At 47.3% G+C, this 25,861-nt stretch carries 23 protein-coding genes; 12 read left to right on the top strand and 11 right to left on the bottom strand.

What is annotated here, in order from left to right; all coding sequences use genetic code 11:
- On the top strand, positions 1-370 hold a 370-nt coding region (locus EDC45_RS10350; protein WP_166635125.1), incomplete at its 5' end, for a hypothetical protein.
- A gap of 22 nt (positions 371-392) precedes the next feature.
- On the top strand, positions 393-2,645 hold the full coding sequence (locus EDC45_RS08440; RefSeq protein WP_133545377.1) for a hypothetical protein: 2,253 nt from the start codon (positions 393-395) through the stop codon (positions 2,643-2,645).
- Between the two features lie 240 nt (positions 2,646-2,885).
- Here EDC45_RS08440 and hypA read toward each other — a convergent pair whose 3' ends face one another.
- From hypA to prfB, 3 genes are all read right to left on the bottom strand, one after another.
- Positions 2,886-3,227, bottom strand: a complete 342-nt coding sequence (hypA, locus tag EDC45_RS08445) for a hydrogenase maturation nickel metallochaperone HypA (RefSeq protein ID WP_133545379.1) — start codon at positions 3,225-3,227, stop codon at positions 2,886-2,888.
- Positions 3,228-3,294: 67 nt separating this feature from the next.
- The gene (gene lysS, locus EDC45_RS08450; protein ID WP_133545381.1) at positions 3,295-4,800 is read right to left on the bottom strand and encodes a lysine--tRNA ligase; all 1,506 of its coding nucleotides are present in this window, start codon (positions 4,798-4,800) and stop codon (positions 3,295-3,297) included.
- Between the two features lie 119 nt (positions 4,801-4,919).
- Positions 4,920-6,018, bottom strand: a protein-coding gene (prfB, locus tag EDC45_RS08455) for a peptide chain release factor 2 (protein ID WP_133545383.1) whose coding sequence is annotated in 2 segments (ribosomal slippage) — positions 4,920-5,942 and positions 5,944-6,018 — 1,098 coding nt in all. Because the reading frame shifts where the segments join, the coding sequence is not laid out codon by codon here.
- 189 nt (positions 6,019-6,207) lie between these two features.
- Between prfB and dsbC the strand changes: the two genes are divergently transcribed.
- The 4 genes from dsbC (at position 6,208) to EDC45_RS08475 (ending at position 10,106) form a co-directional block, all read left to right on the top strand.
- Entirely contained in the window at positions 6,208-6,903 is a 696-nt protein-coding gene (dsbC, locus tag EDC45_RS08460; protein WP_133545385.1) for a bifunctional protein-disulfide isomerase/oxidoreductase DsbC, read from the top strand.
- Between the two features lie 75 nt (positions 6,904-6,978).
- Positions 6,979-8,697 (top strand): single-stranded-DNA-specific exonuclease RecJ, encoded by a 1,719-nt coding sequence (gene recJ, locus EDC45_RS08465; RefSeq protein ID WP_133545387.1) that lies wholly within the window; start codon positions 6,979-6,981, stop codon positions 8,695-8,697.
- Positions 8,698-8,709: 12 nt separating this feature from the next.
- A complete protein-coding gene (locus EDC45_RS08470) occupies positions 8,710-9,387 on the top strand; it encodes a thiol:disulfide interchange protein DsbA/DsbL (protein ID WP_133545389.1) in 678 nt (225 codons plus the stop codon).
- An 8-nt stretch (positions 9,388-9,395) separates the two neighbouring features.
- A complete protein-coding gene (locus tag EDC45_RS08475; protein WP_133545391.1) occupies positions 9,396-10,106 on the top strand; it encodes a 5'-methylthioadenosine/adenosylhomocysteine nucleosidase in 711 nt (236 codons plus the stop codon).
- A gap of 103 nt (positions 10,107-10,209) precedes the next feature.
- Here EDC45_RS08475 and EDC45_RS08480 read toward each other — a convergent pair whose 3' ends face one another.
- From EDC45_RS08480 to EDC45_RS08510, 7 genes are all read right to left on the bottom strand, one after another.
- Positions 10,210-11,157 (bottom strand): ribose-phosphate pyrophosphokinase, encoded by a 948-nt coding sequence (locus EDC45_RS08480; RefSeq protein ID WP_133545393.1) that lies wholly within the window; start codon positions 11,155-11,157, stop codon positions 10,210-10,212.
- Positions 11,144-12,109 carry a 4-(cytidine 5'-diphospho)-2-C-methyl-D-erythritol kinase gene (gene ispE, locus EDC45_RS08485; RefSeq protein WP_133545395.1) on the bottom strand — a complete coding sequence of 322 codons (966 nt, stop codon included), beginning with the start codon at positions 12,107-12,109 and terminating at the stop codon, positions 11,144-11,146. Before ispE ends, EDC45_RS08480 begins: the two co-directional genes overlap by 14 nt.
- Positions 12,109-12,753: a lipoprotein insertase outer membrane protein LolB gene (lolB, locus tag EDC45_RS08490; protein WP_424960668.1), complete on the bottom strand. Its 645-nt coding sequence runs from the start codon at positions 12,751-12,753 to the stop codon at positions 12,109-12,111. The genes ispE and lolB overlap by 1 nt, the downstream gene beginning before the upstream one ends.
- A gap of 82 nt (positions 12,754-12,835) precedes the next feature.
- Positions 12,836-14,116 (bottom strand): multifunctional CCA addition/repair protein, encoded by a 1,281-nt coding sequence (locus EDC45_RS08495; RefSeq protein ID WP_133545397.1) that lies wholly within the window; start codon positions 14,114-14,116, stop codon positions 12,836-12,838.
- Between the two features lie 16 nt (positions 14,117-14,132).
- A complete protein-coding gene (locus tag EDC45_RS08500; RefSeq protein ID WP_133545399.1) occupies positions 14,133-14,744 on the bottom strand; it encodes a TIGR04211 family SH3 domain-containing protein in 612 nt (203 codons plus the stop codon).
- Between the two features lie 123 nt (positions 14,745-14,867).
- Positions 14,868-16,130, bottom strand: coding sequence for an inorganic phosphate transporter (locus EDC45_RS08505; RefSeq protein ID WP_133545401.1), 1,263 nt, complete (start codon positions 16,128-16,130; stop codon positions 14,868-14,870).
- A 41-nt stretch (positions 16,131-16,171) separates the two neighbouring features.
- Positions 16,172-16,852, bottom strand: a complete 681-nt coding sequence (locus EDC45_RS08510; RefSeq protein ID WP_133545403.1) for a TIGR00153 family protein — start codon at positions 16,850-16,852, stop codon at positions 16,172-16,174.
- 178 nt (positions 16,853-17,030) lie between these two features.
- On the opposite strand from EDC45_RS08510, the gene EDC45_RS08515 reads away from it, so the two are divergent.
- Positions 17,031-18,047, top strand: coding sequence for a CYTH domain-containing protein (locus EDC45_RS08515; protein WP_133545405.1), 1,017 nt, complete (start codon positions 17,031-17,033; stop codon positions 18,045-18,047).
- Between the two features lie 10 nt (positions 18,048-18,057).
- Positions 18,058-19,434 (top strand): DNA repair protein RadA, encoded by a 1,377-nt coding sequence (gene radA / locus EDC45_RS08520; protein WP_133545407.1) that lies wholly within the window; start codon positions 18,058-18,060, stop codon positions 19,432-19,434.
- Positions 19,435-19,454: 20 nt separating this feature from the next.
- Here radA and EDC45_RS08525 read toward each other — a convergent pair whose 3' ends face one another.
- Entirely contained in the window at positions 19,455-19,790 is a 336-nt protein-coding gene (locus EDC45_RS08525) for a hypothetical protein (RefSeq protein WP_133545409.1), read from the bottom strand.
- Positions 19,791-20,003: 213 nt separating this feature from the next.
- On the opposite strand from EDC45_RS08525, the gene lrp reads away from it, so the two are divergent.
- From lrp to EDC45_RS08545, 4 genes are read left to right on the top strand one after another with little or no spacing between them, the layout of a single operon-like run.
- Complete coding sequence (lrp, locus tag EDC45_RS08530) at positions 20,004-20,483, top strand: leucine-responsive transcriptional regulator Lrp (RefSeq protein ID WP_133545411.1); 480 nt, start codon at positions 20,004-20,006, stop codon at positions 20,481-20,483.
- A gap of 26 nt (positions 20,484-20,509) precedes the next feature.
- Entirely contained in the window at positions 20,510-23,338 is a 2,829-nt protein-coding gene (locus EDC45_RS08535; RefSeq protein ID WP_133545413.1) for a DNA translocase FtsK, read from the top strand.
- Between the two features lie 33 nt (positions 23,339-23,371).
- On the top strand, positions 23,372-24,097 hold the full coding sequence (gene lolA, locus EDC45_RS08540; RefSeq protein WP_133545415.1) for an outer membrane lipoprotein periplasmic chaperone LolA: 726 nt from the start codon (positions 23,372-23,374) through the stop codon (positions 24,095-24,097).
- Positions 24,087-25,430 carry a replication-associated recombination protein A gene (locus tag EDC45_RS08545; RefSeq protein WP_133545417.1) on the top strand — a complete coding sequence of 448 codons (1,344 nt, stop codon included), beginning with the start codon at positions 24,087-24,089 and terminating at the stop codon, positions 25,428-25,430. Before lolA ends, EDC45_RS08545 begins: the two co-directional genes overlap by 11 nt.
- Positions 25,431-25,861: the final 431 nt, after the last annotated feature.

Consider the following 25,861-nt stretch of genomic DNA (forward strand, 5'->3'; position numbering starts at 1 on the left):
TATTCCTAAAGGGGTGAAAGAATTTACTATTACCACTAAAGCAAAAGAAGATGCCAGCACCGAAGGAACAGAGACCGGTAAATTTACCGTAGGTGGAGTAGAAGGTAACGAAGTAACCGTTAATGATACTTCTTTCAAACCAGAATTACCAATTGATATCACAAGTATCGCTGGTACAGAACAACCGGCAGGAGCCGAAGAAGCTAATACTCCTTATGCTGCTATTTCCTTACAAGATATATCTGCTGGATTTACTGTTAGCGGCACAAGTCAGTTGGAAGCAGGGACAGTTATAACTGTTACAATTAATAATCCGGAAACAATATACAGGTACAGCACAAGTTCAAGAGGATGGTTCATGGACACATGATATTCCGGGCTATCGTGATGCGATGGCAGCTGATACTGAACTTGGAACAGAAGCTCAAGGGAAACAGGGTATTGATAATTTCTCTCCTTATGTTTCATATGAAGTAACGGCTTCCGCGGTATCCAATGGTGAAACAGTATCTGATACTGATTCAACGATTGCTGCACCGAAGGTTAGCAATATGCATTTAGAGGATAACCTCACAGATGAGGCTTCCAATGTTAATGAGGCTTATGCTCAAGCCGGCGTAACTGCAGATCAGTATGTTGGTAAAGTTGTAGCTATGACAGATAGTTCAAAAGCACTTTCTCTTGCTACTGGTTTAACTAATGATAAAGATGCTGCATTCTCCTTTACATTGGGTAAACCTGTTGCAGCAGGTCAAAGTGTTAAAGTCTATCTTTATAAACTTGGTATTAATAATACTGAATATAACGAAGTGGATGTTACTGCTCAATTAGGTGAGCCTAAGGTTAATGATGACGGTTCCGTAACTTATACCTTAACGCCGAAAGATGCTTTAGAAGATACTTATAATACTTCTTATCGTTATAAAACAGTGATTGTTGACAGTAAAACCGGTGAAGAATTAACGGAAGGAACAAACTTTGATTTCCGGTTAGATACTTTAGTTGAGCAAATGGATGTGGTGAATATGGATTCTGACAAGAAGACCATGACCTTAAAAGCCAGAGATCTATCTGAATTAAATGCGATTATCAGCTTTAAATATAAAGATGCTTCTGGTGAGCTTACTGAAGCCAAAAATGTACGGGTCAGCGGCGAAGGTGAATATGTTATTAGTATGCCTAATTGGGATCGTTTCCATGCAGGTAGTATTAAGATTGTTACTGTAGATGCTGCCGGTAATGTAGGAGAAACCGATATTACTGCCTTACGTAATTTATGGGTACCAGTTACCACACAGGAAGGTGTGAAACTAAACGATCCGCCAACAAAAGGAGCTCTAGGTATTCCTCAATACCATGTGGATCAGCCTTTGGGAACATCTGCAATGGATTATAATAAACAAAAAGTAGCCAGTAAAAAAGACGGTGGTTTAGTTAGCGATGATGGTAATCAATCTATTTATCTTGGTTTAGATAATTACGATGGTAATCTTGCCCCAGAATCAGTTGGTATAGCCCAGTTATCGAATGGTGCTATTGGTTTTACTGTAGCAGCAGCAGGAGGAAAATATAAGCGAACTATTGTTGAACTTGCCGGTGGTGATGATTCATTACATATTCGTGGAAATGTATTAGATGGTTCTCCTGAAGGTTATATTGATATGGGGGATGGAAATAATAAAATCTCCGTAGGTGGAAGTATTCTTACTGCCGGTAGAAATACCTTCAAATATGGTTCAGGGAATGATATTTTTGAATTATCTGGAAGTATCAGAGGTGATACCCTAATCACTTTTGATATGGGCGAAGGTAACAATATTATCCGGGCAGGAGGAGCGCTTAGTGGTAAGAAAACCATTATAATGGGGAACGGTGATGATAGTATCATTGTTGGAGATATCCTAACCTCCGGTGTTTCTGGCGCTTCATCAACTATTAATATGGGAGATGGTAATAACCTTATCCAAACTGATAGAATGAGTTATCATACAATCATTACCTTTGGTAAGGATGATGATACGATGATTGTTAATACAGTTTTAGACGATCAATCTACCGGTACTATTAGTTTTGGTGATGGTAATGACCAATTAGTTGGTGGTAATCTGAAAGGTCTCTATGAGTTTAGAATGGGTGATGGGGACGATAAGGTTACGATAACAGGTACCACTCCTACGAGTACGGTAGATGGGGGAACTAATGCGAATGGTACTCCTGAAAACGATACGCTCATGATTACTCATACCGGATCAAAAGTAAGTCTATCAAAGGTTATCAATTTTGAAACCATTGACTTAACCGCCCCTGGTTCTCAGCGTATTGGTATCTCTATTGACTATATTAATCGAGCCAAAGGTGATGCCACAAAAGAAATTTATATCAAAGGTTCTTCAGCTGATATTGTTGATTTAGGGGATAATGGTAAAGGAATTTCTTCCCAAGTCTATACTTCAGCAGACGGAGTTACCGCCCATCGTTATAAAGATGGTGGTATGCCTGCTGAAAGAAACTGGAACTACTGGGAGAAAATCGGTAAAGTTACTACTGATGAGGGTATTACTTACGATAAATATACCCATGCTACAAATCAGGGTGTACAAAGTGATGAGTATATCTTTATCCAACAAGGTATCCAGATTGTGTAATCGTTGTTAATTCAGAATTAACCTTCTGAAAACCTAAAACCGCGTGGTGTTATTAAGCATCACGCGGTTTTTTTTGGGGATATAAGCGTAAATAGGTATTAGAGACAAAAGATAGGCTGTTTTTTATATCTCTTATAAATATTGATACTAAAAAAGCGCCCGAAGATGCTTTATATATTATCACCGAAAAAGCAAGATTATTCGCAGGGATAAGTAGGGTTATTAAGCAGGAATTACCAATCACTCCACCGCAATTTCTTTAATCCGCAGTTCGTCGCCGCTTTGGCGTTGCAGATGTACGCCTTGGCAAAGGGGGCAGCAGTCCTGATGGGCTTGAATTTCTACACTCTTCTGGCAGTTCCAGCAGTAGGCCTTAGCGGGAATGGGAATAAAGTGTAGTTTGCAGTTTTCCGCCGGCGTACCCTTGCACATTACTTCAAAGCAGAATTCCAGTGAGCTGGGTTCCACACAGGAAAGTGCGCCGATTTCCAGCCATAGGTCGGTAACTTTTTTGACCTCGTGTTGCCGGCATTGCTGTTCCACAATTTCCATAATATTCTGACAAAGGGACATCTCGTGCATAAAGCAATCCTTAGTTGGGAGGGATAAAAAAATTGGTATCCCTAAGGATACCAATTGGATAATTGAATCAGGCTTTATGTTTCATTGCCGGGAACAGAATAACATCGCGGATAGAAGCGGCATTGGCGAATAACATGGCCAAGCGGTCGATACCCAAGCCTTCGCCCGCTGTCGGCGGTAGCCCGTGTTCAAGGGCGGTAACGAAATCATCGTCTTTAAACATGGCTTCATCGTCGCCGGCTTCTTTCGCCGCAACCTGCGCATCAAAACGCGCCGCCTGATCTTCCGCATCGTTTAATTCGGAGAAACCGTTACCGATTTCGCGTCCGCCGATAAAGAGTTCGAAACGATCCGTTACTTCCGGATTGTCATCGTTACGGCGCGCTAAAGGTGAAATTTCCGCCGGATGAGCCATCAGGAAGGTCGGTTGAATCAGATGATGTTCCGCCACTTCTTCAAAAATCGCATTAACGACGGACCCCAGGCCCCAAGACTTCTGAATTTCGATATTCAGCTTTTTCGCCACTGCGCAAGCGCGATCGAAATCCTGCAGATCCTGCGCACTGATTCCTTCGCCGTATTTCACGATGGCATCGTGCATGCTAATGCGTTCGAAAGGCTTACCGAAATCGAACTCATATTCGCCGTAAGGTACAATGGTGGTGTCCAGAATATCCAGCGCCAGTTTGCGCAGCAATTCTTCGGTATTGTCCATTAAATCATGGTAGTCCGCATAAGCTTGGTAATATTCGATCATGGTGAATTCCGGATTATGCCGTACCGAAACCCCTTCGTTACGGAAGTTACGGTTTAATTCGAATACGCGCTCGAAGCCGCCCACCACTAAACGTTTCAGATAAAGTTCAGGGGCGATGCGTAGGTACATATCGATATCCAGTGCGTTATGATGGGTAACGAAGGGGCGTGCCGCCGCACCGCCGGGAATGGTTTGCAGCATCGGAGTTTCCACTTCGATAAAGCCTTTGGAGATAAAATATTCGCGGATACCTGCAATTACTTTGGAACGGATCACAAAGGTGCGGCGTGATTCTTCGTTGGAAATCAGATCCAAATAGCGCTGGCGATAGCGAGTTTCCTGATCGCTCAAACCGTGGAATTTATCCGGCAGCGGGCGTAAGGCTTTGGTTAACAGCTGCACTTCGGTAGCACGTACGGTCAGTTCATTGGTTTTGGTTTTAAATAACGAACCTTTCACCCCCACAATATCGCCCAAATCCCAGCTGCCCACATCTTCGCCATATACCCCTTCCGGCAAATTATCGCGCGCCACATAGAGCTGAATGCGTCCGCTCATATCCTGCAGGGTGATAAAGGTCGCTTTTCCCATTGCACGACGGGTCATAATACGACCGGCCACGGCGACCTGAATATCTTTCTGTTTTAATTCTTCGCCGTCCAAGGCTTCATATTCCCGGTGCAAATCCTGCGCCAGTGCATTGCGGCGAAAAGTATTGGGAAAGGCATTGCCTTTGGCGCGTAAGTTGGCGAGTTTTTCGCGGCGAACGGCCATTTCGCCGTGAAAGTCTAATTCCGGAGTTTGTTGTTGTGACATGGTGATTACCTTTTTATTCTGTGTTCAATTTATTGTGGATGCCGAATCCGCTTGTTATCCGTTGCGGATAAGTAAAAGTGCGGTGGTTTTTGCGGCAGTTTTTTTATATTAAATGGCGTTTACAGACCGGCTTTCAGACTGGCTTCGATAAAACGATCCAAATCGCCGTCTAATACCGCCTGAGTATTGCGGTTTTCCACCCCGGTACGCAGATCTTTGATACGCGCATCGTCCAGTACGTAGGAACGGATTTGGCTGCCCCAGCCGATATCCGATTTATTATCTTCCATCGCCTGTTTTTCCGCATTTTTCTTCTGCAGTTCCATTTCATACAGCTTGGCTTTAAGCTGTTTCATACATTGATCTTTGTTTTTGTGCTGCGACCGATCGTTTTGACATTGCACTACGATACCGCTGGGAATATGGGTGATGCGCACCGCACTTTCGGTTCGGTTGACGTGCTGACCGCCCGCACCGGAGGCTCGGTATACATCGATACGCAAATCCGCCGGGTTGATTTCAATATCAATATCATCGTCAATTTCCGGGTAGACGAAAGCGGCGCTAAACGAGGTATGACGCCGGTTATTGGAATCAAAGGGGCTTTTGCGCACCAAACGGTGGATACCGGTTTCGGTGCGTAGCCAGCCGAAGGCGTATTCGCCGGAAACCTTTACTGTTGCGGATTTAATGCCGGCCACATCGCCGTCGGAAACTTCCATTAATTCGGTTTTAAAACCCTTGCTTTCCGCCCAGCGCAGATACATGCGCAGCAGCATTTCGGTCCAATCCTGCGCTTCGGTACCGCCGGAACCGGCTTGTAAATCCACATAGCAGTCGCAGCTATCATGCTCGCCGCTGAACATTCGGCGGAATTCCAGTGCGGCCAGTTTCTGTTCCAGCTCATCCAGCTCGGCAACGGCTTCGTCGAAGGTTTCCTGGTCTTCGCCTTCCAGCGCCAGTTCCAGCAGCCCCTCTACGTCTTCCAGACCCTGATCCAGTTTTTTGATCGTATCCACCACAATTTCCAGCGCTGCCCGTTCTTTACCCAGCGCCTGTGCTTTTTCCGGTTCGTTCCAGACTTCGGGTTGTTCCAGTTCTGCGTTTACTTCTTCCAAACGTTCGACTTTAACATCAAAGTCAAAGATACCCCCTAAGCACATTGGTGCGTTCGGCGAGATCGCTGATTTTATTTCTTACGGGATTGATTTCAAACATGCTAAATCCTGGTTTATCATCTGCTAAAAATAAAGCGTGATTATAGGTTATTTTACCGCTTTTGGATAGAGAAAAGCCTTTGCTTTTCAATTCAATCGGCGATATTTATCGAAGGGATACTTGCACAATTAGCTAATCTTTTTATAATTTAGCGGTGATAAATTTAGAAACCATTGCAAGGACAGTAAAATGCAGAAATTTTTAACCGCTCTTTTTCTTAGCTTGATTGCCGGCGGCGCGGCGGCGGATGATGCCGCCTTAAAGGCAAAGTTGAAAAATCTCGGTGCGGATAATATCGAAATTAAAAATTCTCCGCTGCAGGGGATAAAACAGGTGCTGACCGATAACGGCATATTATATGTGAGTGAGGATGGGAAATACGTACTGCAGGGGCGCCTATACGAGCTGAAAAATAACGAAGCCGTTGATTTGAATACGCAGGCGCTGATGCCGTTGCTGGAAAGTTATAAGTCGGAAATGATCATTTACCCGGCTAAAAAGGAAAAATACGTAGTCAGCGTATTTATGGACATCACTTGCCATTATTGCCGCAAATTACATTCTCAAATCAAAGAATATAACGATTTAGGCATTACTCTGCGTTTTCTGGCATTTCCGCGCGGCGGTACCGACAGCCAAGTGGCACAAGTGATGGAAAGCGTTTTTACCGCGCCGGATCCCGCTTTTGCTTTTTCTCAGGCGGAACAGGGAACCTATCCTAAAACCCTGAAAACCCCGAATATCGTGAAAAAACATTATCGCCTCGGCGTTCTGTTCGGCTTACAGGGAACCCCTTATATAGTAACTTCGAAAGGTGAAGGTATCGGCGGCTATCTGGCGCCGAAAGATCTGTTGCAGGCATTGCAGAACGGTGCCGGAAGCTAAGCCTCTTTGCCTTTTTTCTGATACGGCATTTGCTGAGCAAATGCCGTTGTCATTTCATACAGATGGACGATTATTGTGAATAAACTTATTCAGCGCCGTATAGTACCGGAAGGCGTGCCTGTATGCGATGATCCCTTGCTGGATCGCCTATATCGCGCCCGTCGGATTCAAACCGCCCGCCAATTGGATCGCTCTTTACCCGCCATGCTTTCTCCTTACTTGTTGCAAGGTATCGAAGCGGCGGTAGATTTATTGCTGGAAGCGAGACATCAGAACCGGAAAATCGTGATTGTCGGCGATTTTGATGCGGACGGCGCCACCAGTACCGCACTTTGTGTTAAGGCTCTGCGTTTACTCGGTTTTACCCGAGTGGATTATCTGTTACCCAACCGCTTTGAACAGGGCTACGGGCTGAGCGTAGAAGTGGCTAAACTGGCATTGGAAAAAGATGTGGAATTGCTGATGACGGTGGATAACGGCATTTCCTCGGTTCAGGGCGTGGCGTTTTTAAAAGCGCAGGGCGTTAGGGTATTGCTCACCGATCATCATCTAGCGCCGGAGGTACTACCGGCGGCAGACGCTATAGTAAATCCGAATCTGGCGGATTGTGCTTTTCCCTCCAAAGCATTGGCGGGGGTGGGCGTCGCCTTTTATGTTATGTTGGCATTGCGGGCTAAATTGCGTGAACTGAATGAATTTGATCAAAAAACGCAGCCTAACTTTACCGATTTACTTGACTTTGTCGCACTGGGTACCGTGGCCGATGTGGTGCCCTTGGATCAGAATAATCGCATTCTGGTTCATCAGGGGCTGAGCAGAATCCGGGCGGGGCATTGTAGCTGCGGTATCCGCGCACTGATCGAAATCGCCAATAAGGATATCGCCGAACTAAGTGCCGGCGACCTCGGTTTTTCCGTGGCGCCGCGTCTAAATGCCGCCGGGCGTTTGGATAATATGTCCGTCGGAGTGGAATTGTTGCTGAGCGAAGATATGTCTGCCGCAAGGGCACTGGCGCTGGAGTTGGACGGGCTGAATCAGACCCGCAAGGAAATCGAACAGGGCATGAAGCTGGAAGCATTGGAAATCTGCCGTAATCTGACCGCTCTTCAGCAAAGTCTACCGCTCGGCATCGCCTTATATCAGGCGGATTGGCATCAGGGCGTATTGGGTATTCTGGCGGCGCGGATTAAAGAACAATTCCATCGTCCGGTGGTGGCTTTTGCCCGTGATCAGAACGGAATACTCAAAGGCTCCGCCCGTTCCGTCGAAGGCTTGCATATTCGCGATATTTTAGAATTTCTGCATAATCGCTATCCGCAGATGATCCTAAAATTCGGCGGCCATGCCATGGCGGCGGGGTTGAGTATTCCCGAGAACCTGTTCGAGCAATTTCAATCCGCCTTTAATCAGGCGGTGAGCCAATGGTTTGACGAAGAACTGCAGCAGGACAAAATCTGGACCGACGGAGAACTTTCCCCCGCATTATTGACTTTAGATACGGCGGAAAGGTTGCGCCAAGCCGGCCCATGGGGGCAGGCTTTTCCGCCGCCGCTGTTTGACGGCGAGTTCAACATTTTGCAGCAGCGCCTGGTTGGGGAGAAACATTTAAAAATGCTGGTAGAAACCCGGAGAGGCGGAACCCTTATGGATGCCATTGCATTTAACGTAGATACCCGCTATTATCCCGATCTTTCGATTAAACGGGCAAAATTCGTATATAAACTGGATATTAATCAGTACCGGGGCAACCGTAATCTTCAGCTTATCGTCGATTATATTCAACCCTGCGGCTGATCTTTAAAGCTAATGAAAAAATTTTATCCTTATCTGTTTCTGGCGCTGATTTTATGTTTTTCCGTAACGGCGGGCGCCAATGTTCGCAGTCTGACAGAACAGGAAGCGCTTCCGAATTTTGCCGACGGCCGTGATTATTTTTCTTATGCGGTACCTATTCCGGTGGGGGACGGTAGGGAAAACAGAATCCTGATTCAGTCATTTTTCGATTACGACTGCCGAGTATGCGTCAATACTCAGGATATTCTGGTACTATACAGCCAGATTAATTCTCACAAGGTGGTATTGGAGGAATATCCGGTGGCCACCGCACAGGCCAGATTCTCCGCCCGGGTTTTTTATAGCCTGCAACAGATGAATAATGAGGATATCTCCGATTTGCTCTTATTTGAAACCGATGATCCCGCCCGTTATCAGGCGCTCAGTGTCATGGATAATCTGCTTGGCTGGCTCCGGGAACAAAAAATAGACGTATCTGCCTTCAAAGCGGTGTTTAATTCGGAAGCGGTGGCAAAGAAAACCGAAGAGGCCATTCAGCGTACTGAAAAATACGGTGTCTTTACCTATCCTTTTGTGGTGATTGACGGCCGCTTCGTACTGACCAGCAGTACCCTGTATAATGACGACTATACCTTTGCGGTATTAAATTTTTTAGTAGATAAAATAACTGCCGAACGCGGCGTAAAATAAGGAAGGGAATGAATATCGGAATTATCGGTGCTATGGCACAGGAAATCGAAATACTCAGCAATATGATGAGAGAACGGCAACTTATCCGCTTCGGTTCGGTGAGCCTTTATCAGGGCTATATCGGCGATAAACGGGTTTCCCTATTACAGTCGGGAATCGGCAAGGTAGCCGCCGCTATCGGCACCGCAATGCTGTTGCATACGGCTAAGCCCGATGTGGTAATTAATACGGGGTCTGCCGGCGGGGTAGCGGAAGGATTGCAAATCGGCGATATTGTGGTTTCCACTCATTGTTGCCATCATGATGCAGATGTAACCGCTTTCGGCTACGCCAAAGGGCAATTGCCCGCCAATCCGCAAAAATTTATTTCCGACCCCGAACTGACCGCGGTTGCGGCTCGAATTGCCCGCGCTCAGGGACATCGGGTTCAATTCGGCCTGATTTGTTCCGGAGACAGTTTTATTCACGGCGGAGAAGCGCTGGCACGTATAAAAAACGATTTTCCGGAAGTGATTGCGGTAGAAATGGAAGCGGCGGCGATTGCCCAGACTTGCCATGGCTTTAACGTACCTTTTGTGGTGGTACGAGCTATTTCCGACGGGGGAGACGGCAAGGCGGAAATGTCCTTTGAAGAATTCCTACCGATAGCGGCCGAAAATTCCTCGCAAATGGTAGTGGCGATGTTGGAACAACTGGGTAAAAAGCCTAGCGAGGAATAGCCTCAAGCGGCTTAGTTAGGTCTAATACCGCCGTGCTAAAAGGCATAGGATAAAAATAAAGCGGCCATACGGCCGCTTTATTTTTTTGCTTTTTTAATCTTTATCAGCTGAACATCGCCGAAATGGATTCTTCATTACTGATACGACGAATAGCTTCAGCCAACATACCGGAAAGGGTGAGTACGCGAACCTTGCCTAGCGCTTTAATTTCCGGCGTGAGTGGAACGGTATCTGTTACCACGATTTCATCCAGGGAGTCGCTGGCCAGATTTTTTGCTGCGGAGCCGGAGAATACGGCGTGGGTGGCGTAAGCGAACACCCGTTTGGCGCCGCGTTCTTTGAGCGCTTCAGCCGCTTTGCATAAGGTACCGCCGGTATCAATCATATCGTCCACCAGAATACAGTCGCGACCAGTTACATCACCGATAATATGCATCACTTGAGAAACATTGGCTTTCGGACGACGTTTATCAATAATAGCCATATCGCTGTCGTTCAGTAACTTAGCTACCGCACGGGCGCGAACTACACCGCCGATATCCGGAGAAACCACAATCGGATTTTCCAGATCGGTTTTTTTCAAAATATCATGGATCAATACCGGGGTGCCGAATACGTTATCAACGGGTACGTCAAAAAATCCTTGAATTTGTTCGGCATGCAAATCGCAGGTTAAAACACGGTCTACTCCGACGCTGGAAAGGAAGTCTGCCACCACTTTGGCGGTGATAGGTACGCGGGCGGAGCGAACGCGACGATCCTGACGGGCATAGCCGAAATAGGGAATAACCGCAGTGATACGGCCGGCGGAGGCACGGCGTAATGCGTCTACCATCACGATAAGTTCCATCAGGTTATCATTGGTTGGCGCACAGGTGGATTGAATGATAAAAACATCGCTACCTCGTACATTCTCGTTAATTTGAACCTGAATTTCACCGTCGCTGAAACGGCCTACGGTGGCATCGCCTAATGAAATATACAGGCGTTCTGAAATACGTTTGGCGAGTTCTGGCGTAGCGTTGCCAGCAAAGAGTTTAATATCGGGCATGTTTTGGGACCTCGGGGGTTGGATTATGATTAGGGTTGAGAGAGTCGGCTCCGTCCGTTAGCGGGGATTGCGCTTGCATCAGATTTTGCAGCATTATGTGCAGCGGCGAAATATTTTGTCCCCGGGCGACAAAGCCGGAAAATTTTTGCGGTTTCATATTAAATAGATTACGTGCCGATTGTTCATTATCAAATTCGGCAAAAACACAGGCGCCGGTGCCGGTCAATCTTGCCGGTGCATATTTTAACAGCCAGTTAAACAGTTCTTCAACTTCGGGATAGTGCTTTCTGACAATTTTTTCGCAATCGTTTGCATATTGTTCATTCAGCCGTTGGGTTAAGGATTTCTTGGGCGTATTACGGGGTAAATCGGGCGCCAAAAAAATATCGCGGGTTGAAATAGCGACTTCGGGCTTAAGTACTACAAACCATTTTTCCGGCGGTTCGCAGTAGGTTATTTTCTCTCCCACCCCTTCGGCAAAGGCCGCCTTGCCATGGATAAATATAGGTACGTCCGCACCGAGAGAAAGCCCCAACCGTGCCAGTTTGGAGATGGGCAAATGGGTTTGCCACAGATAATTTAACGCCAGCAAGGCGGTTGCCGCATTGGAGGAGCCGCCGCCGACGCCGCCGCCCATAGGTAATACCTTATGTAGGTGAATATCCGCACCATAGCTGGTCGCAGTGGCTTGTTGCAGTATTTTAGCCGCTCGGTAGATCAGGTTGTCTTCATTTTTCAGTCCCTCGATGGCGGGGCTGAGTCTGATTTCACCGTCGCTGCGCAGGCGAATATCCAACTGATCACCATAGTCTAAAAACTGGAACAGGGTTTGCAGTTCGTGGTAATTATCGGGGCGTTTAGCATTGATATATAAAAACAAGTTCAGCTTTGCCGGGCTGGGGAAAGAAAAGGTATTTTCCGTTAAAACAGCGGCTGAGGGTTGATTTTTCATCAGAATGTCCAGTTATCTACACGGATTTTTAGGGTCTGATCCGAATGTTTTAACAAAATATCTTTAGGCAGCGCAGGGGTTAACTGAGTATGATAATTCAGATAATCCGCGGTCCAGAGCGCACCTTCCGCATTATAACTGAAGCCGGCCAAATAATGGTTTTCGCCTACCTGGTAATTGCTGTTCTCATCGGGCTGGCCTTTCAGCCATTGCGCCAAGTGCTCAAGAGGAATATCGGTGCCGATAATTTCACGAACCAGTAATTTAGCATCCCGTTCCGAACGGCGGTTGCCTTTATTATCGGTAAGGGTCAGCCCGCTTTGATGCCGTTGCAACATAAGGCTGGTGGAACTCACGGTGGAATAGAGTTTTAAACGGTAGTTTTGCGGCCCCTGATATTGCCATTCAAAACGGCTGGAAAAACGCTCTTTAGCGCTAATATAGCCGATTTGCCCCTGATTTTGATAATGCCCGATCGCTTTGATGCGGGAAAGATGTTGTTGCCACTGAGGATCCGATTTATCAATGGTTATGACTTCGGTCGGGCGTTGATCGCTAATATCGGATAATACACATCCGTTTAACAGGGGGATAACAAAAAGCATACAGCAGGCTTTCAGGATGCTGGAAGTGGAGAATTTCATATAAGCTCTTATGCGATGTATTTATTTCGGCACGTCGGATACATATATCGAATGAGTGGTTATTTTACGTATTTATCCGCCGTTAGTAAAGTGAGGGCGGAGATTGATTTTGGATAAAGAGCGGTCGGATTTCCGCCAGTTTTTTGCTCAGTGCCGCCAGACGGCGACGGTTTAATTCTTCTCGGATTGCCTGTTTTTCAAATCCCTCTGCAATAACCGCTTTTACATCCACCGCCGCTGCGGCAAGTTGAAGTTCTTGCAGAAAGGCCTGTTGCGGATAGGGACTTTGTTCAAATCCCGTACGCCCGCGATTATCGGCAAGGCAGACCAGCATCAGTTCCTGAAAACGCCGGGGTCTGCGCCAGATATCCAGCTGATTGAACAATTTTAGAATAGTGCCGGGGCGCAGTTCCAAGGCTTTATGGACATGGCTATGGTACTCGCAGCACAATAAGGCCAGTTCCCGGTAATAAACCGGTACTTTCAAGCGTTGACACAGGTTTTTTATCGGTACCAGCCCGGCTTTTTCATGGCCATAATGATGAGGTAGAATGGCTTGCGGCGTCAGCGCTTTGCCCAAATCATGGCAAAGTGCGGCAAAACGCAGCGCATTTTTATGCACATCTTCTCCTTCACTTAACAACGCCGCCTGTTTTAGCACCAACATGGTATGAATAAAAGAATCCACTTCCGGATGGTATTTCGCCGGATTAGGAACCTGATGCAGATTTTCTATTTCGGGGAATAGTTCCGCTAGGGCGCCGACTTGGTGCAGAACTTCAAAATAAATTTGCGGATCTTTCTCCGCCAGCGCTTTTTCTGTTTCCAGCCAGATACGTTCGGCACTGAGATGGCCTAATTCACCGCTTAGGCTGATTTCGGTCATTAGACTCAGGGTTTCAGGTGCAATTTTAAAGCCTAAGGCATGATAACGGGCGGCAAAACGGGCGACGCGAAGTACGCGCAGGGGATCTTCGGCAAAAGCGGGAGAAATATGACGTAATATCCGTGCATTCAAATCTGCAACCCCTCGGTAGGGATCGTGCAGATTGCCCTGTTGGTCTTGAGCAATGGCGTTAATGCTGAGATCTCGCCGACAGAGATCCTGCTCAAGACTGATATGGGGCGAAAAATCACAGATAAACCCGGTATAGCCGCTACCGGACTTAACTTCGGTACGCGCCAGCGCATATTCTTCCTTAGTCTGGGGATGTAGGAAAACAGGAAAATCTTTACCCACCTGAAGGTAACCCTGCTCAATAAGCTGCTGCTGCGTAGCGCCTACCACCACCCAGTCCCGATCCTGCACCTTTAAATTCAGCAGCCGATCCCGTACCGCACCGCCAACCAGATAGACTTTCACCGCCCGGAGCGCTCCCTTACGCCCAACCGCTGCGGCGGCGTTTCGGCAGAATTAACGGAATAATCAGACCGAGCAATAAGCCGACGCCCAGTACCGAACCGCCGTATATAAACCACTGAATGGCAATTTCGCGTTTGCCTGCATCCAGCATGGCTTCCAGATCACGGTTTTTATTTTTGGTGATTTCCAGTTCCCGTTTCAATTGTGAATTTTCTTCCAGTAACTGATTGCTTTTCTGGACGGCGTCTTTTTCGCGGCGCTGCATCTCTTGGGTTCTTTGCTGCCAGTCGCTGTCCAGACGGTTAAGCTTCATACTGAGTTCCTGTACCTGAGCACGCAGGCGCGGATTTTCGTTTTTACTACTTGGTGATGAGGTGAGTTCAGAATTTAAAATCCAAGCTTCTCGGTTTCTACCGTCGCGAATCAGACTGTAGCGTTCCTTGCGTTCCAATACGGTAACCTGCTCGCCGGCCTGAATGGCGCCTGCGATTTTAAAATTATCCCCGGCGCCTTTGCGTAAAAAGGTATTCAGGTTTTCAGTAACATATTGCGTTTCCGCCGCCTGCACGCTTAATACCGAACAGCTCAAAATTAATAGGGAAACTAAGGGTTTGATGATTTTCTGCATAGTTAATGGTCCTTAAAAAATAATGAATATCCTATTCTTGATTTAGCAGTGCAAATTCGATTATAGCAGGGATTACGACAAAGGGTGCGGAACTATGTCCGCACCGCAGTTATACAATCCCGCTCAGTAACAAATCGCATACAGAATGTAGAAAATAATGATAGAAAAAAAGGCACCGGCAGGCAGGGTAACGACCCAAGAAGCAATGATATTGCGAATAACGGTCAGATTCAGGGCGGCGATACCTCGTGCGAAACCGACCCCTAACACCGCACCCACCAAGGTTTGAGTGGTGGAGATCGGTAATCCCGTACCTGAAGCTATAACTACGGTAATTGCCGTAGCGAACTCGGCGGAGAAGCCGCGGCTTGGGGTCAGATCGGTAATTCCGGTACCTATGGTTCCCATTACCTTATAGCCCATTACCGCCATACCTATGACCATACCTACGGCGCCCAAAGGCAGAATCCACCATGCCAGCGGGGTTTTCGCCACGATTTGACCGCCGTTTTCAATAATGGAAACCACGGCGGAAAGCGGCCCGATCGCATTGGCTACGTCGTTGGAACCATGGGCGAACGCCATTGAACAGGCGGTCAACAACATTAAGATGCTAAATACTTTTTCTACACCGCCGAAAGTACCGCCCTGCACTCTGTTTTTAAAGGATTCGCTACGTAGATAGAAGTGGCAGACAATAATGGAAAACACACTGATTGCGCTTCCAATCCAAAGGGTTTCTGCCAGTTCAAGATGTAAGCCTACGTGTTTTAACCCTTTAGTCATGGTAACGATACTCAGAATAAAGGTGGTTAATCCCATGTAATAAGGGCCGAAACGTTTGGCGTTTTTGAGAGGATCTTCCGTATCGAATATCAGTTTTTGCGTACTGGTAAAAATAATATAGGCGACGACGCCGGAAACCACCGGAGTAACAAACCAACTGCCGACGATATTGCGTAAATTCCCCCATTCCACGGCATGGGCGCCGACGGTAACGCAGGAAAAACCGATAATGGCACCGATAATCGAATGCGTGGTAGAAACCGGCCAGCCCATTTTGGAAGCAATTAACAACCAGAATCCCGAAGCTAAAAGGGCGGACATCATACCCAGCACTAAAAGATCCGGATTCGCGCTAAATTCCATGGGATCGATAATACCGCTTTTAACGGTTTCCGTTACTTCGCCGCCGGCTAAATAAGCGCCGGCAAATTCAAACAACATGGCGATAAAAATCGCTTGTTTGGCGGTGATGGTACCGGAACCGACGGAGGTTCCCATCGCGTTGGAAACGTCGTTTGCCCCGATACCGAATGCCATCAGCAGACCGAACAGCGCAGTAATAACAATGAAAATTGTACCGTACTGATTAATAAGTTCCATAGGTTTTTCCTATTTTTTTAATAAGATAAGCGGTGAGGCCATTATGAACGCGCCAGCATGATTTCAATACGAGAGCCTACGCGCTGAGCCTGCTCCGCAAGTTCGTCGATCCATTCGATGATCTTGTGCAGGAACATAATATCGATAGGGCTGAAATGACTTTCCAGCGTAAACAGTTTTCTTCTTAGATCGAGTTGAGTCTGTTCGGTTTCATCTTCCAGATCGTCCAGTTTCTCGATCAGGTTATTTACCAATGTCAGTTCTCTGCCTCTGAAAGCAGTTTCCAATAACTCGTCCATTTCATCGATTACTCGATGCGCTTGATTGGTGGCATCCAGACTTTGCTGTAAATAGCTGCTGAATTCGGACTGTAACTGTTCCGGAATATGAAGCTGGCGGGTCGCAATTCGAGTAGAAATGCGTTTGGCATAGTTTGCCAGTTTATCCTGCTGGGTAACCAATTCGAGTAAATCCCGTCTATCTACAGGCATAAATAAACCGCGCGGCAGCTTTAAGCGAATTTCACGTTTTAAATTATCCGCTTCCCGTTCCGCTTCGGCGATTTTAACCCGTAGGGTTTCCGCTTTATGCCAGTCGCCGGCGAAAGTGGCTTGAAAGAAAGGGGTGAGTAGATTACAGCATTCATTAATTTTTAGCGAATGCGCCTGTAGAGGCTTGAGAGGCGAATGAGCAAATAATCCTAAGATATTGTTTATTGCCATATTAAACTCCGAAAAGACGAGTTGTCAGGGTATGTGAATTAAAAAATTTTGGTGCATATTACCTTATGTTTGTTAAAAATTCACGGTTTTAATTAAAAAAGATTTATAATGCGAGGGATTTAACCGCAGCTGAAGTTTTCTAATAATTAATAATTAATTGAAATTAAAGGAATTGTGAATGAGCGATGAAGTAGAGCTGAAATTGGCACTGGATAGCGGCGTTTGTCCTGCGCTGTTACGAGAAATCCGGCGCTTTAAGGTTCTGAGCGAAAAAAGCGACTATCTGACCAATTGTTATTACGATACGGAATATCATTATTTCTCCGCCGCGCAAATGGGGCTGCGCGTACGTTGCGAAGGGGGGCGTTTTACCCTTACCCTGAAAAGCGGCGGTAAGGTAACGGGCGGGTTACATATCCGCCCCGAATATAATGTGAGCCTGGATAGCGAAGCGCCGGATTTAGCCCGCTTAGTTCCGCTTTTGCCGGAGGGTTTAGTGCCGGATTCGGTTTTACAGCAGCCCTTGCAGGCCATATTCAGTACGGATTTCGAGCGTCGTAGCTGGTTATTGCAGTCGGCTTCCGGGGCGCAGATTGAAGTTGCGCTGGATCAAGGCGTTATTCAGGCGGGTAACGCACAGGAAGGGATCTGCGAACTGGAACTGGAGCTGAAAACAGGTGAATTGGCGGACTTATTGGATTTTGTCGCCGAACTGAAGTTAAGCGGGGCGGTGCGTTTCAGCTCAAGGAGTAAAGCGGAACGGGGTTATCAATTGGCCGGATTAAAAGTGCCCCCTCCCCAAGATTGGGCTAAAGGTTGGCTTGATACCTTTAATCAGGCGGAGCGGGCGGAAAAAACTCAACAGAAAATAACCGCACTTTTGGGCTACGAACAGGCGCTTATCGAAGATACGCTGCAAAGTGCGCCAACACCGGATTTTACTCAAACGGTGGAACGGGTCGGGGCATTTTTCAATCTATACCATTATTACTGCACTCAAGGCGAATGCTTAGGCGAAAATGAAGCGCTACGACAAAGTAACGAAGAACTACTGGAAGAGATAAAAGCGATTATCCGTACACATAGTGCAAATTGGGATAACCAAGAGGCATTACAGGCGTTATCCGCGATATTACAGCAGCCGGACTATGTGCATCGGATGTGTGCTTTGATTCGCCTGAGCCAGAATAAATAAGGAACTTCATATGGCAAAAGCAGCAAAAACCGCCTATGTTTGTAATGACTGCGGTGCGGAATTTTCCCGTTGGCAAGGTCAGTGTTCCGCCTGTAAGGCCTGGAATACTATCAGTGAAGTCCGCTTGGGCCCTGTGCCGAAAAGTAAAAACGATCGTTTCAGCGGCTACGCCGGGGAAACCCGGGCCAAAATTCAGACCCTGGCGGAGGTCAGTTTGAAAGAAACGCCGCGGTTCGGCAGCGGTTTTAACGAATTGGATCGCGTGTTAGGCGGCGGTATCGTTCCGGGTAGCGCAATTCTGATCGGCGGTCATCCCGGCGCAGGTAAATCCACCTTGTTGTTACAGGTAATGTGCGGCCTCAGTCAGCATTTGAGCACCCTTTATGTTACCGGCGAAGAATCCCTGCAACAGGTGGCGATGCGGGCGCATCGCTTGGGATTGGGCACGGATAAACTGCAAAGCTTATCGGAAACTTCGGTGGAACAGATTTGCCATTTGGCGGATCAGATTAAGCCGCAGATTATGGTTATCGACTCTATTCAGGTAATGCATCTGGCCGATGTACAGTCTTCTCCGGGCAGTGTGGCTCAGGTGAGGGAATGCGCCTCTTTTTTGACCCGCTATGCGAAAACCCGTCAATGTACGGTGATTATGGTCGGTCATGTAACTAAAGACGGCACCCTGGCGGGGCCTAAGGTGCTGGAACATGTTATCGATTGTTCCCTGTTATTGGAAGGGGAGGCGGATTCCCGTTATCGCACCCTGCGCAGCCATAAAAATCGTTTCGGTGCGGTTAACGAACTGGGCGTGTTTGCCATGACGGAGCAAGGTTTGCGCGAAGTAAAAAATCCCTCGGCGATCTTTTTAAGCCGGGGCGACGAACAAACCCCCGGCAGCTCGGTGATGGTATTATGGGAAGGAACTCGCCCGTTACTGGTGGAAATTCAGGCGCTGGCGGACCATTCCATGCTGGCAAATCCGCGTCGGGTGGCTGTGGGGCTGGAACAGAACCGTTTGGCCCTGCTATTGGCAGTACTGCATCGCCACGGCGGCTTGCAAATGTCCGATCAGGATGTATTTGTGAATGTCGTCGGCGGGGTAAAAGTAAATGATACCGCTGCTGATTTAGCACTATTGCTGGCATTGCTTTCCAGCTTCCGCAACAGTGCGTTGCCGCAGGATTTGGTTGTGTTCGGCGAAGTGGGGCTGGCGGGAGAAATTCGTCCGGTACCGAGCGGGCAGGAACGTATTGCCGAAGCTGCCAAACATGGTTTTCGCCGAGCGATTATTCCTTATGCCAATAAACCGAAAAGTGCGGTGCAAAATATGGAAGTTTTTGCGGTGAAAAAACTTTCCGACGCCCTGGAGGTATTGGAACGCTTCTAAGCGGATAGAACATGCGGCGGTTAAATACAGCCGCCGCAACTGCCGCAGCGCCAGTCCTCTTTATTTACCGCGCGGTAGAACAGACGCATATTCTGTTCTTCGATATCAATTCCGGCGGCAATGAATACCTCGGCCAACCAATCGATATTAGCCAGAATCCAGTCATCTTCGTCCAGCCCTTCCAGATAAAGTTCGTCTTCAGGATCGATAAAGTTATAGATACCGCGGGTTCCCATATCATGTTCGCGTTTTTCTTCCGGCAGTTCCAGTTCAACGCCTTGATAGCTTATTTGCCAATGTCCCAAACATAGCGTATTACCCCTTGAAGACCAACGGGCGGTAAAGGGATTCTGCATAGCGGCTCCTTGTTAGTTTGCATAGATATCGAGTTTATTTATTTTAACCGCTGAGGACGTAGAATAAATGCCCCGTAAAGGGTAGCATTCACTCAATTGCAGCAGAGCGGCAAGCGGCGAGGGGGAAATTTTTCTATAAAACATAAATCATAGAAAGAAAATAGTGTAAAATCAAAAGTCCGGTGTAAAAATTGTAATTAAAGGACAATCATTATGGATAAAAAACTACCTAAAGCGTTAGATACGATCGATATAAAAATTCTGAACGAACTGCAACGTAACGGTAAGATTTCCAATATCGATTTGTCAAAAAAAGTCGGATTATCGCCGACCCCCTGTTTAGAACGGGTGAAACGGCTGGAAAAACAAGGGGTGATAATGGGATACCGGGCGTTGTTGAATCCGGAGCTATTGAATGCACCCTTGCTGGTTTTAGTGGAAATAACCCTGGTACGCGGCAAACCCGATGTATTTGAAGAATTTAATGCCGCCGTACAGGAATTGGAGGAAATCCAAGAATGTCATCTGGTTTCCGGCGATTTCGATTACCTGCTGAAAACCCGTGTGGCGGATATGACCGAATATCGTAAATTATTAGGCACCACATTATTGCGTTTACCCGGGGTAAACGACACCCGTACCTATGTGGTAATGGAAGAAGTGAAGCAAACCAATTTCCTATTGTTAAAATAATCCAGTTATTAAATTAAATCCAAAACATGATCAGAAAAATAAAAGAAGGCTTTACGCCGAAACATTATCTTGTTGAACTGCTGTTCGGATTCAGCGCGCTTTTCGGCTTTTATTTAATTATCGCCTGGTCGGGTTACAGTCCGCTCGACAGCGCCTGGTCGGTTTCCTCTTATCAGACGGAGGTGATTAATAAAGCGGGCAAACTCGGCGCCTGGATCATTGATTTATTTTTTGTATTCTTCGGTGATATTGGCAATCTATTACCCTTTTTATTGTTAATCGCACCTATTTACTTTATTCGTACCAAGCGGGTGGACAGCCTGACCTGGACTCGCTTCGGATTACGTATGTTCGGTTTTTGCCTATTAATGATCGGCTTGACCCTGTCGGCTTCTTTATTATTGGAAAACGGCCATTATTATTTATCCGGCGGCGTACTGGGCGCCAGTTTGGTAAAAGCCTTGTTTCCGCTGTTGGGTCAGTTCGGTTTGTTGGCTGTCGGTGTTTTCTTAAGCTTGGCCGGCTTTATTTTCTGCTCCGGCGCTTCGCTGATCCGTCTATTGATGAAGTTTTATCATTGGCTGACCATGCAAAATGAAGAGAAGGATAGGGCGGCGAAAAGTGCAACGGCGGTAGCTTACCCTCCGGCACAGGAAAGTGCGGAGCCGGAATCCCACGAGGAGGTTGCTGTTGCATCTTCCCCTACACAAGAAATACAACAGACAAGGGACAGCGAAGCGCAGGGAGAGGCGGAAGCATTCCGGCTGCAAACCGAAGGCGGCAATGTTATCAATATTAATATTGTGGGGCTGAATTCGGGTGAAAATACCGAGGAAAAAATGCCGGCCTTTGAGCCTTTCAGCACCGGATCGGATTTCGGCAGCTATCGGGTAAATGATATGGAACAGTTGCCGGAAGTGAAATTCTCTCCGGCGGATACTCAAGAATATAAGGATAATCCGGCGGAAGAGCAGCTTTCAAGTTCTTCTTCCAACGGGCCGGAATTTCTCCAATCGCACCGGAATATGCTGGTAGAAGCGGAAGCGGGCTATTTATCCGCTTTCGGTACGGACTCTATGCCACAGGTAAAATTGGCGCCAACACAAGCAAGGGAGAGCGGACAGCTTTCCTTCGAGGGGGAGGCGGTTACGGAAACCCCAGTTACCCAGGCGGACGTTTCCGCACTGGCGGCGGAATTTGCCCGCCAGGAAGCGGAAAGAGAGCAGGAACGCTTGGCGCGTATGCAATCCGTTGGTGTGGTAGATGAAATTCCCGAACCTGTTATTGCGGAAGATGCGGGCGGGTTAAGAACCATTTCCATTGATGAGGCGATTAAACTATTTGGCGATCAGAAGCCGTTGGATAAGCCAAGTACGGAAATGCCAAGCCTGGATTTACTGGATAAGCGTTCCAGCAAAGCACAGGAAATTTCTGCTGAGGAAATCCGTGAAACCTCTCAACGCATTGAACAGCAGCTGCGGAATTTCAATATTAAGGCAACGGTGAAGGACGTCTTGGTCGGTCCGGTAGTTACCCGCTATGAACTTGAATTGCAGCCCGGTGTCAAAGCCTCCAAGGTTACCGGTATTGATACGGATTTAGCTCGTGCGCTGATGTTTCGCGCTATCCGAGTGGCGGAAAGTATTCCGGATAAACCCTATATAGGCATAGAAACGCCGAATGACCACCGCCAAATCGTATCTCTGCGCGACGTATTGGACAGCGATGAGTTCAGACATTCCAAAGCCCTGTTGCCAATGGCGCTGGGTAAGGATATTAGCGGCAAACCTGTGGTGATTGATCTGGCGAAAACCCCGCATTTACTGGTGGCGGGCTCCACAGGTTCGGGTAAATCCGTGGGTATCAATACCATGATATTGAGCTTGCTATACCGCGTGAAACCGGAAGAAGTAAAATTCATTATGATCGATCCTAAGGTGGTGGAACTGTCCATTTATAACGGTATTCCTCATTTACTTACGGAAGTGGTTACCGATATGAAAAAAGCGGCTAACGCCCTACGTTGGTGTGTGGAAGAAATGGAGCGTCGCTATCAGTTGCTGGCAAAATTGCGGGTACGTAATATCGAAGGCTTTAATGATCGGATTGATGAGTATCGGGCGGAAAATATCGCCATTCCGGATCCTTTATGGAAACCGGGGGATTCCATGGACGGTCGTGCGCCGATTCTGGAAAAACTCAGCTATATTGTTGTGATTGTAGATGAATTTGCCGATTTAATGATGGTAGCGGGTAAACAGGTGGAAGAGCTTATCGCCCGTCTGACCCAAAAAGCGCGAGCGGTAGGTATTCATGTGATTTTGGCGACTCAACGGCCGTCGGTGGACGTGATTACCGGCCTGATTAAATCTAATATTCCTAGCCGGATTGCCTTTACCGTAGTGCAGCGTAACGATTCGCGTACCATTTTGGATCAGAACGGTGCGGAAGCCTTGCTCGGACGCGGCGATATGCTCTATCTTGGTAACGGTACCACGGATTTGGTGCGCGTACACGGCGCCTTTATGTCCGATGATGAGGTGGTGCGGGTAGCCAATGACTGGCGTGCGCGCGGCAAACCTCAGTATATTGCCGAAATTCTGGAAGGTGCGGAAGATGAAGATAATGAGGGTGAGGAGGGAAGCGCGGACAGCGGTGAACTGGACGCCTTATTCGATGAAGTTACCGAGTTTGTGGTGCGCACCGGTACCACCTCGGTTTCCTCCATTCAACGCCGTTTCCGGGTCGGTTTTAACCGTGCCGCAAGGATTATGGATCAGCTGGAAGAGCAGGGTATTGTTTCCGAAGTGCGCAACGGCAAACGGGAAGTGTTAGCCCCTAAACAGGATTACTAAGTGATAAGATTTATTTCAACATAAGGAAAATATATGCGGAAAAATGTATGCGCGGCGAATGTCGCAGGAAAGTTCGGAGCATTTAACGGACGGTCTGTTTGTAAGGGACAAAAAATCTTCTTTTTTCTAACCGCTCTTTTTGTGCTGATTTACAGCGGAATTGCGCAGGCGGATGCGGCGGGCGAATTACAGCGTCGCTTAAGTATCATTACCTATCTAAATGCGAGTTTTACCCAGACGGTCAGCTCGGCGGACGGAAAAAATGTGCAAAATGGCCACGGCATATTACAGATTAGACGGCCGAATTTATTCATAGTACGAAATAAAGCGCCGCAGGAAAACCGTATCATTTCCGACGGTAAAACCCTCTGGTTTTATGATCCCTTTGTCGAACAGGTTACCGCCAATTGGTTGGAAGATGCGGTAAATGATACTCCCTTCGTTTTGCTGACCAGCAACGACCCGGCATATTGGAAACCATATAGTGTCGAGCAGATAGGCGATATTTTCGCAGTAAAACCGAAAGCGAAAAACAGCAATCTGCGTCAGTTCGACATACGTATTGACAAAGAAGGCATTCTGAAAAGCTTCGGTATGATCGAAAAAGACGGGCAATTCAATCTTTATATTCTGCGCAATATTATTACCAACGTCGCCTTGTCGACGGAACTGTTCGAGTTCAGCGTACCTAAGGGTGCCGAATTTGACGATCAGCGCAAAAAAGCGGGAAATAGGCACGGACGAACAAATGGCAAATAATCTCAGCTTTGATTTCGTCGAACAGGATTTCAAACCTTTAGCGGCCAGAATGCGCCCGCTTAGCTTGGAACAATATTGCGGGCAACAGCATTTGGTCGGCCGAGGAAAACCGTTGCGTAAAGCTATTGAAGCCGGTCATATGCATTCCATGATTTTTTGGGGCCCGCCGGGAACGGGAAAAACCACATTGGCCGAAATTATTGCTCATAGCATTAATGCCGATGTCGAACGAGTTTCCGCCGTTAGCGGCGGGATTAAAGAAATCCGCGAAGCCGTTGAACGGGCCGCTCAGAACCTTGCTGCCGGCCGTCGAACCATCTTGTTTGTAGATGAGGTTCATCGTTTCAATAAAAGCCAGCAAGATGCCTTTTTGCCGCATATTGAAGAAGGAAGGGTGATTTTTATCGGCGCCACTACCGAAAATCCTTCCTTTGAGCTGAATAACGCCCTCTTGTCCCGAGCCAGAGTCTATATTTTGAAGTCCCTGACCGCTGCCGATATTGAACAGGTGTTGCAGCAGGCCATTGAAGATAAAGAACGGGGTTTGGGGAATGAAAAGCTGAATTTTGAAGAGGGATTGCTAACACAGCTGGCGCAATATGCCAACGGCGATGCTCGTTTGGCGCTGAACTGCTTGGAACTGATGGCGGATATGGCACCAGAGGAACCACAGGGCAAGAAAATCGACCGCACTTTAATGCAGGAAGTATTAGGCGCGCCTATGGCCCGCTTTGATAAACAGGGAGATCGCTATTATGATCTCATCTCCGCCCTGCATAAATCCGTACGCGGTTCCGCCCCCGATGCCGCATTATATTGGTATGCCCGCATTCTGACCGCCGGCGGCGATCCCCTCTATGTGGCAAGACGACTGTTGGCCATAGCTTCGGAAGATATCGGGAATGCGGATCCGCGCGCAATGCAAATTGCACTGAACGCTTGGGACTGTTTTACCCGAGTCGGTGCGGCGGAAGGGGAACGGGCGATCGCCCAGGCTATTGTTTATCTTGCTGTGGCGCCAAAAAGCAACGCCGTATATACCGCCTTTAAACAGGCAAAGCGCGATGCGCTGCAATACGCCGATTATGATGTGCCGGAACATTTACGCAATGCTCCGACCCAATTAATGAAATCCTTGGGGTACGGTGCCGAGTACCGTTATGCCCATGATGAGGATAATGCTTATGCGGCCGGGGAAAATTATTTTCCGCAAGCCTTAAAGGACAGCCGTTATTATTTTCCCACCGAGCGGGGAATGGAAAGTAAGATCAAACAAAAACTGGCTTGGCTGGAAACCTTGGATCAACAGAGCGATAATAAAAGATATAAATAGGGCAGGGCTCTTTATTGATAAGGTCGGCTTTTGGCATAAGTTTTATGAATATTCGCCCGAACAGGTATCGAAAAAACTTTTATTTTTTAACCGCACTTTTCAGGGGTACTCCCGCTATCGGTATTCGCTCCTCGAAAAAACTTTCGGTTTTTTAACCGCACTTTTCAGGGTTACTCCTGCTATCGGTATTCGCTCCTCGCAAAAACTTTCGATTTTTTAACCGCACTTTTCGGGGCTACTTCTGCCGGTGGTATTCGCTTCTCGAAAAAACTTTCGGTCTTTTAACCGCACTTTTCAGGGGTACTCTTGCTATCGGTATTCGCTCCTCGCAAAAACTTGGCATAATAGACAAAAGTGTTGGTAAAAAGAGGGTTAAAGCCATATAGTAAAAGGCTTTAACCCTCTTTTTTGACTTATGAACGTAAAAAATG

Source organism: Mesocricetibacter intestinalis, from assembly GCF_004363295.1.
GTDB lineage: Bacteria > Pseudomonadota > Gammaproteobacteria > Enterobacterales > Pasteurellaceae > Mesocricetibacter > Mesocricetibacter intestinalis.

What these genes read in the sequence shown, in the direction of transcription:
- EDC45_RS08440 (WP_133545377.1), top strand. Translation starts at nt 393, where the DNA reads ATGGCAGCTGATACTGAACTTGGAACAGAAGCTCAAGGGAAACAGGGT.
- hypA (WP_133545379.1), bottom strand. Translation starts at nt 3,227, where the DNA reads ATGCACGAGATGTCCCTTTGTCAGAATATTATGGAAATTGTGGAACAG.
- lysS (WP_133545381.1), bottom strand. Translation starts at nt 4,800, where the DNA reads ATGTCACAACAACAAACTCCGGAATTAGACTTTCACGGCGAAATGGCC.
- dsbC (WP_133545385.1), top strand. Translation starts at nt 6,208, where the DNA reads ATGCAGAAATTTTTAACCGCTCTTTTTCTTAGCTTGATTGCCGGCGGC.
- EDC45_RS08470 (WP_133545389.1), top strand. Translation starts at nt 8,710, where the DNA reads ATGAAAAAATTTTATCCTTATCTGTTTCTGGCGCTGATTTTATGTTTT.
- EDC45_RS08475 (WP_133545391.1), top strand. Translation starts at nt 9,396, where the DNA reads ATGAATATCGGAATTATCGGTGCTATGGCACAGGAAATCGAAATACTC.
- EDC45_RS08480 (WP_133545393.1), bottom strand. Translation starts at nt 11,157, where the DNA reads ATGCCCGATATTAAACTCTTTGCTGGCAACGCTACGCCAGAACTCGCC.
- ispE (WP_133545395.1), bottom strand. Translation starts at nt 12,109, where the DNA reads ATGAAAAATCAACCCTCAGCCGCTGTTTTAACGGAAAATACCTTTTCT.
- lolB (WP_424960668.1), bottom strand. Translation starts at nt 12,753, where the DNA reads ATGAAATTCTCCACTTCCAGCATCCTGAAAGCCTGCTGTATGCTTTTT.
- EDC45_RS08500 (WP_133545399.1), bottom strand. Translation starts at nt 14,744, where the DNA reads ATGCAGAAAATCATCAAACCCTTAGTTTCCCTATTAATTTTGAGCTGT.
- EDC45_RS08505 (WP_133545401.1), bottom strand. Translation starts at nt 16,130, where the DNA reads ATGGAACTTATTAATCAGTACGGTACAATTTTCATTGTTATTACTGCG.
- EDC45_RS08510 (WP_133545403.1), bottom strand. Translation starts at nt 16,852, where the DNA reads ATGGCAATAAACAATATCTTAGGATTATTTGCTCATTCGCCTCTCAAG.
- EDC45_RS08515 (WP_133545405.1), top strand. Translation starts at nt 17,031, where the DNA reads ATGAGCGATGAAGTAGAGCTGAAATTGGCACTGGATAGCGGCGTTTGT.
- radA (WP_133545407.1), top strand. Translation starts at nt 18,058, where the DNA reads ATGGCAAAAGCAGCAAAAACCGCCTATGTTTGTAATGACTGCGGTGCG.
- EDC45_RS08525 (WP_133545409.1), bottom strand. Translation starts at nt 19,790, where the DNA reads ATGCAGAATCCCTTTACCGCCCGTTGGTCTTCAAGGGGTAATACGCTA.
- lrp (WP_133545411.1), top strand. Translation starts at nt 20,004, where the DNA reads ATGGATAAAAAACTACCTAAAGCGTTAGATACGATCGATATAAAAATT.
- EDC45_RS08535 (WP_133545413.1), top strand. Translation starts at nt 20,510, where the DNA reads ATGATCAGAAAAATAAAAGAAGGCTTTACGCCGAAACATTATCTTGTT.
- lolA (WP_133545415.1), top strand. Translation starts at nt 23,372, where the DNA reads ATGCGGAAAAATGTATGCGCGGCGAATGTCGCAGGAAAGTTCGGAGCA.
- EDC45_RS08545 (WP_133545417.1), top strand. Translation starts at nt 24,087, where the DNA reads ATGGCAAATAATCTCAGCTTTGATTTCGTCGAACAGGATTTCAAACCT.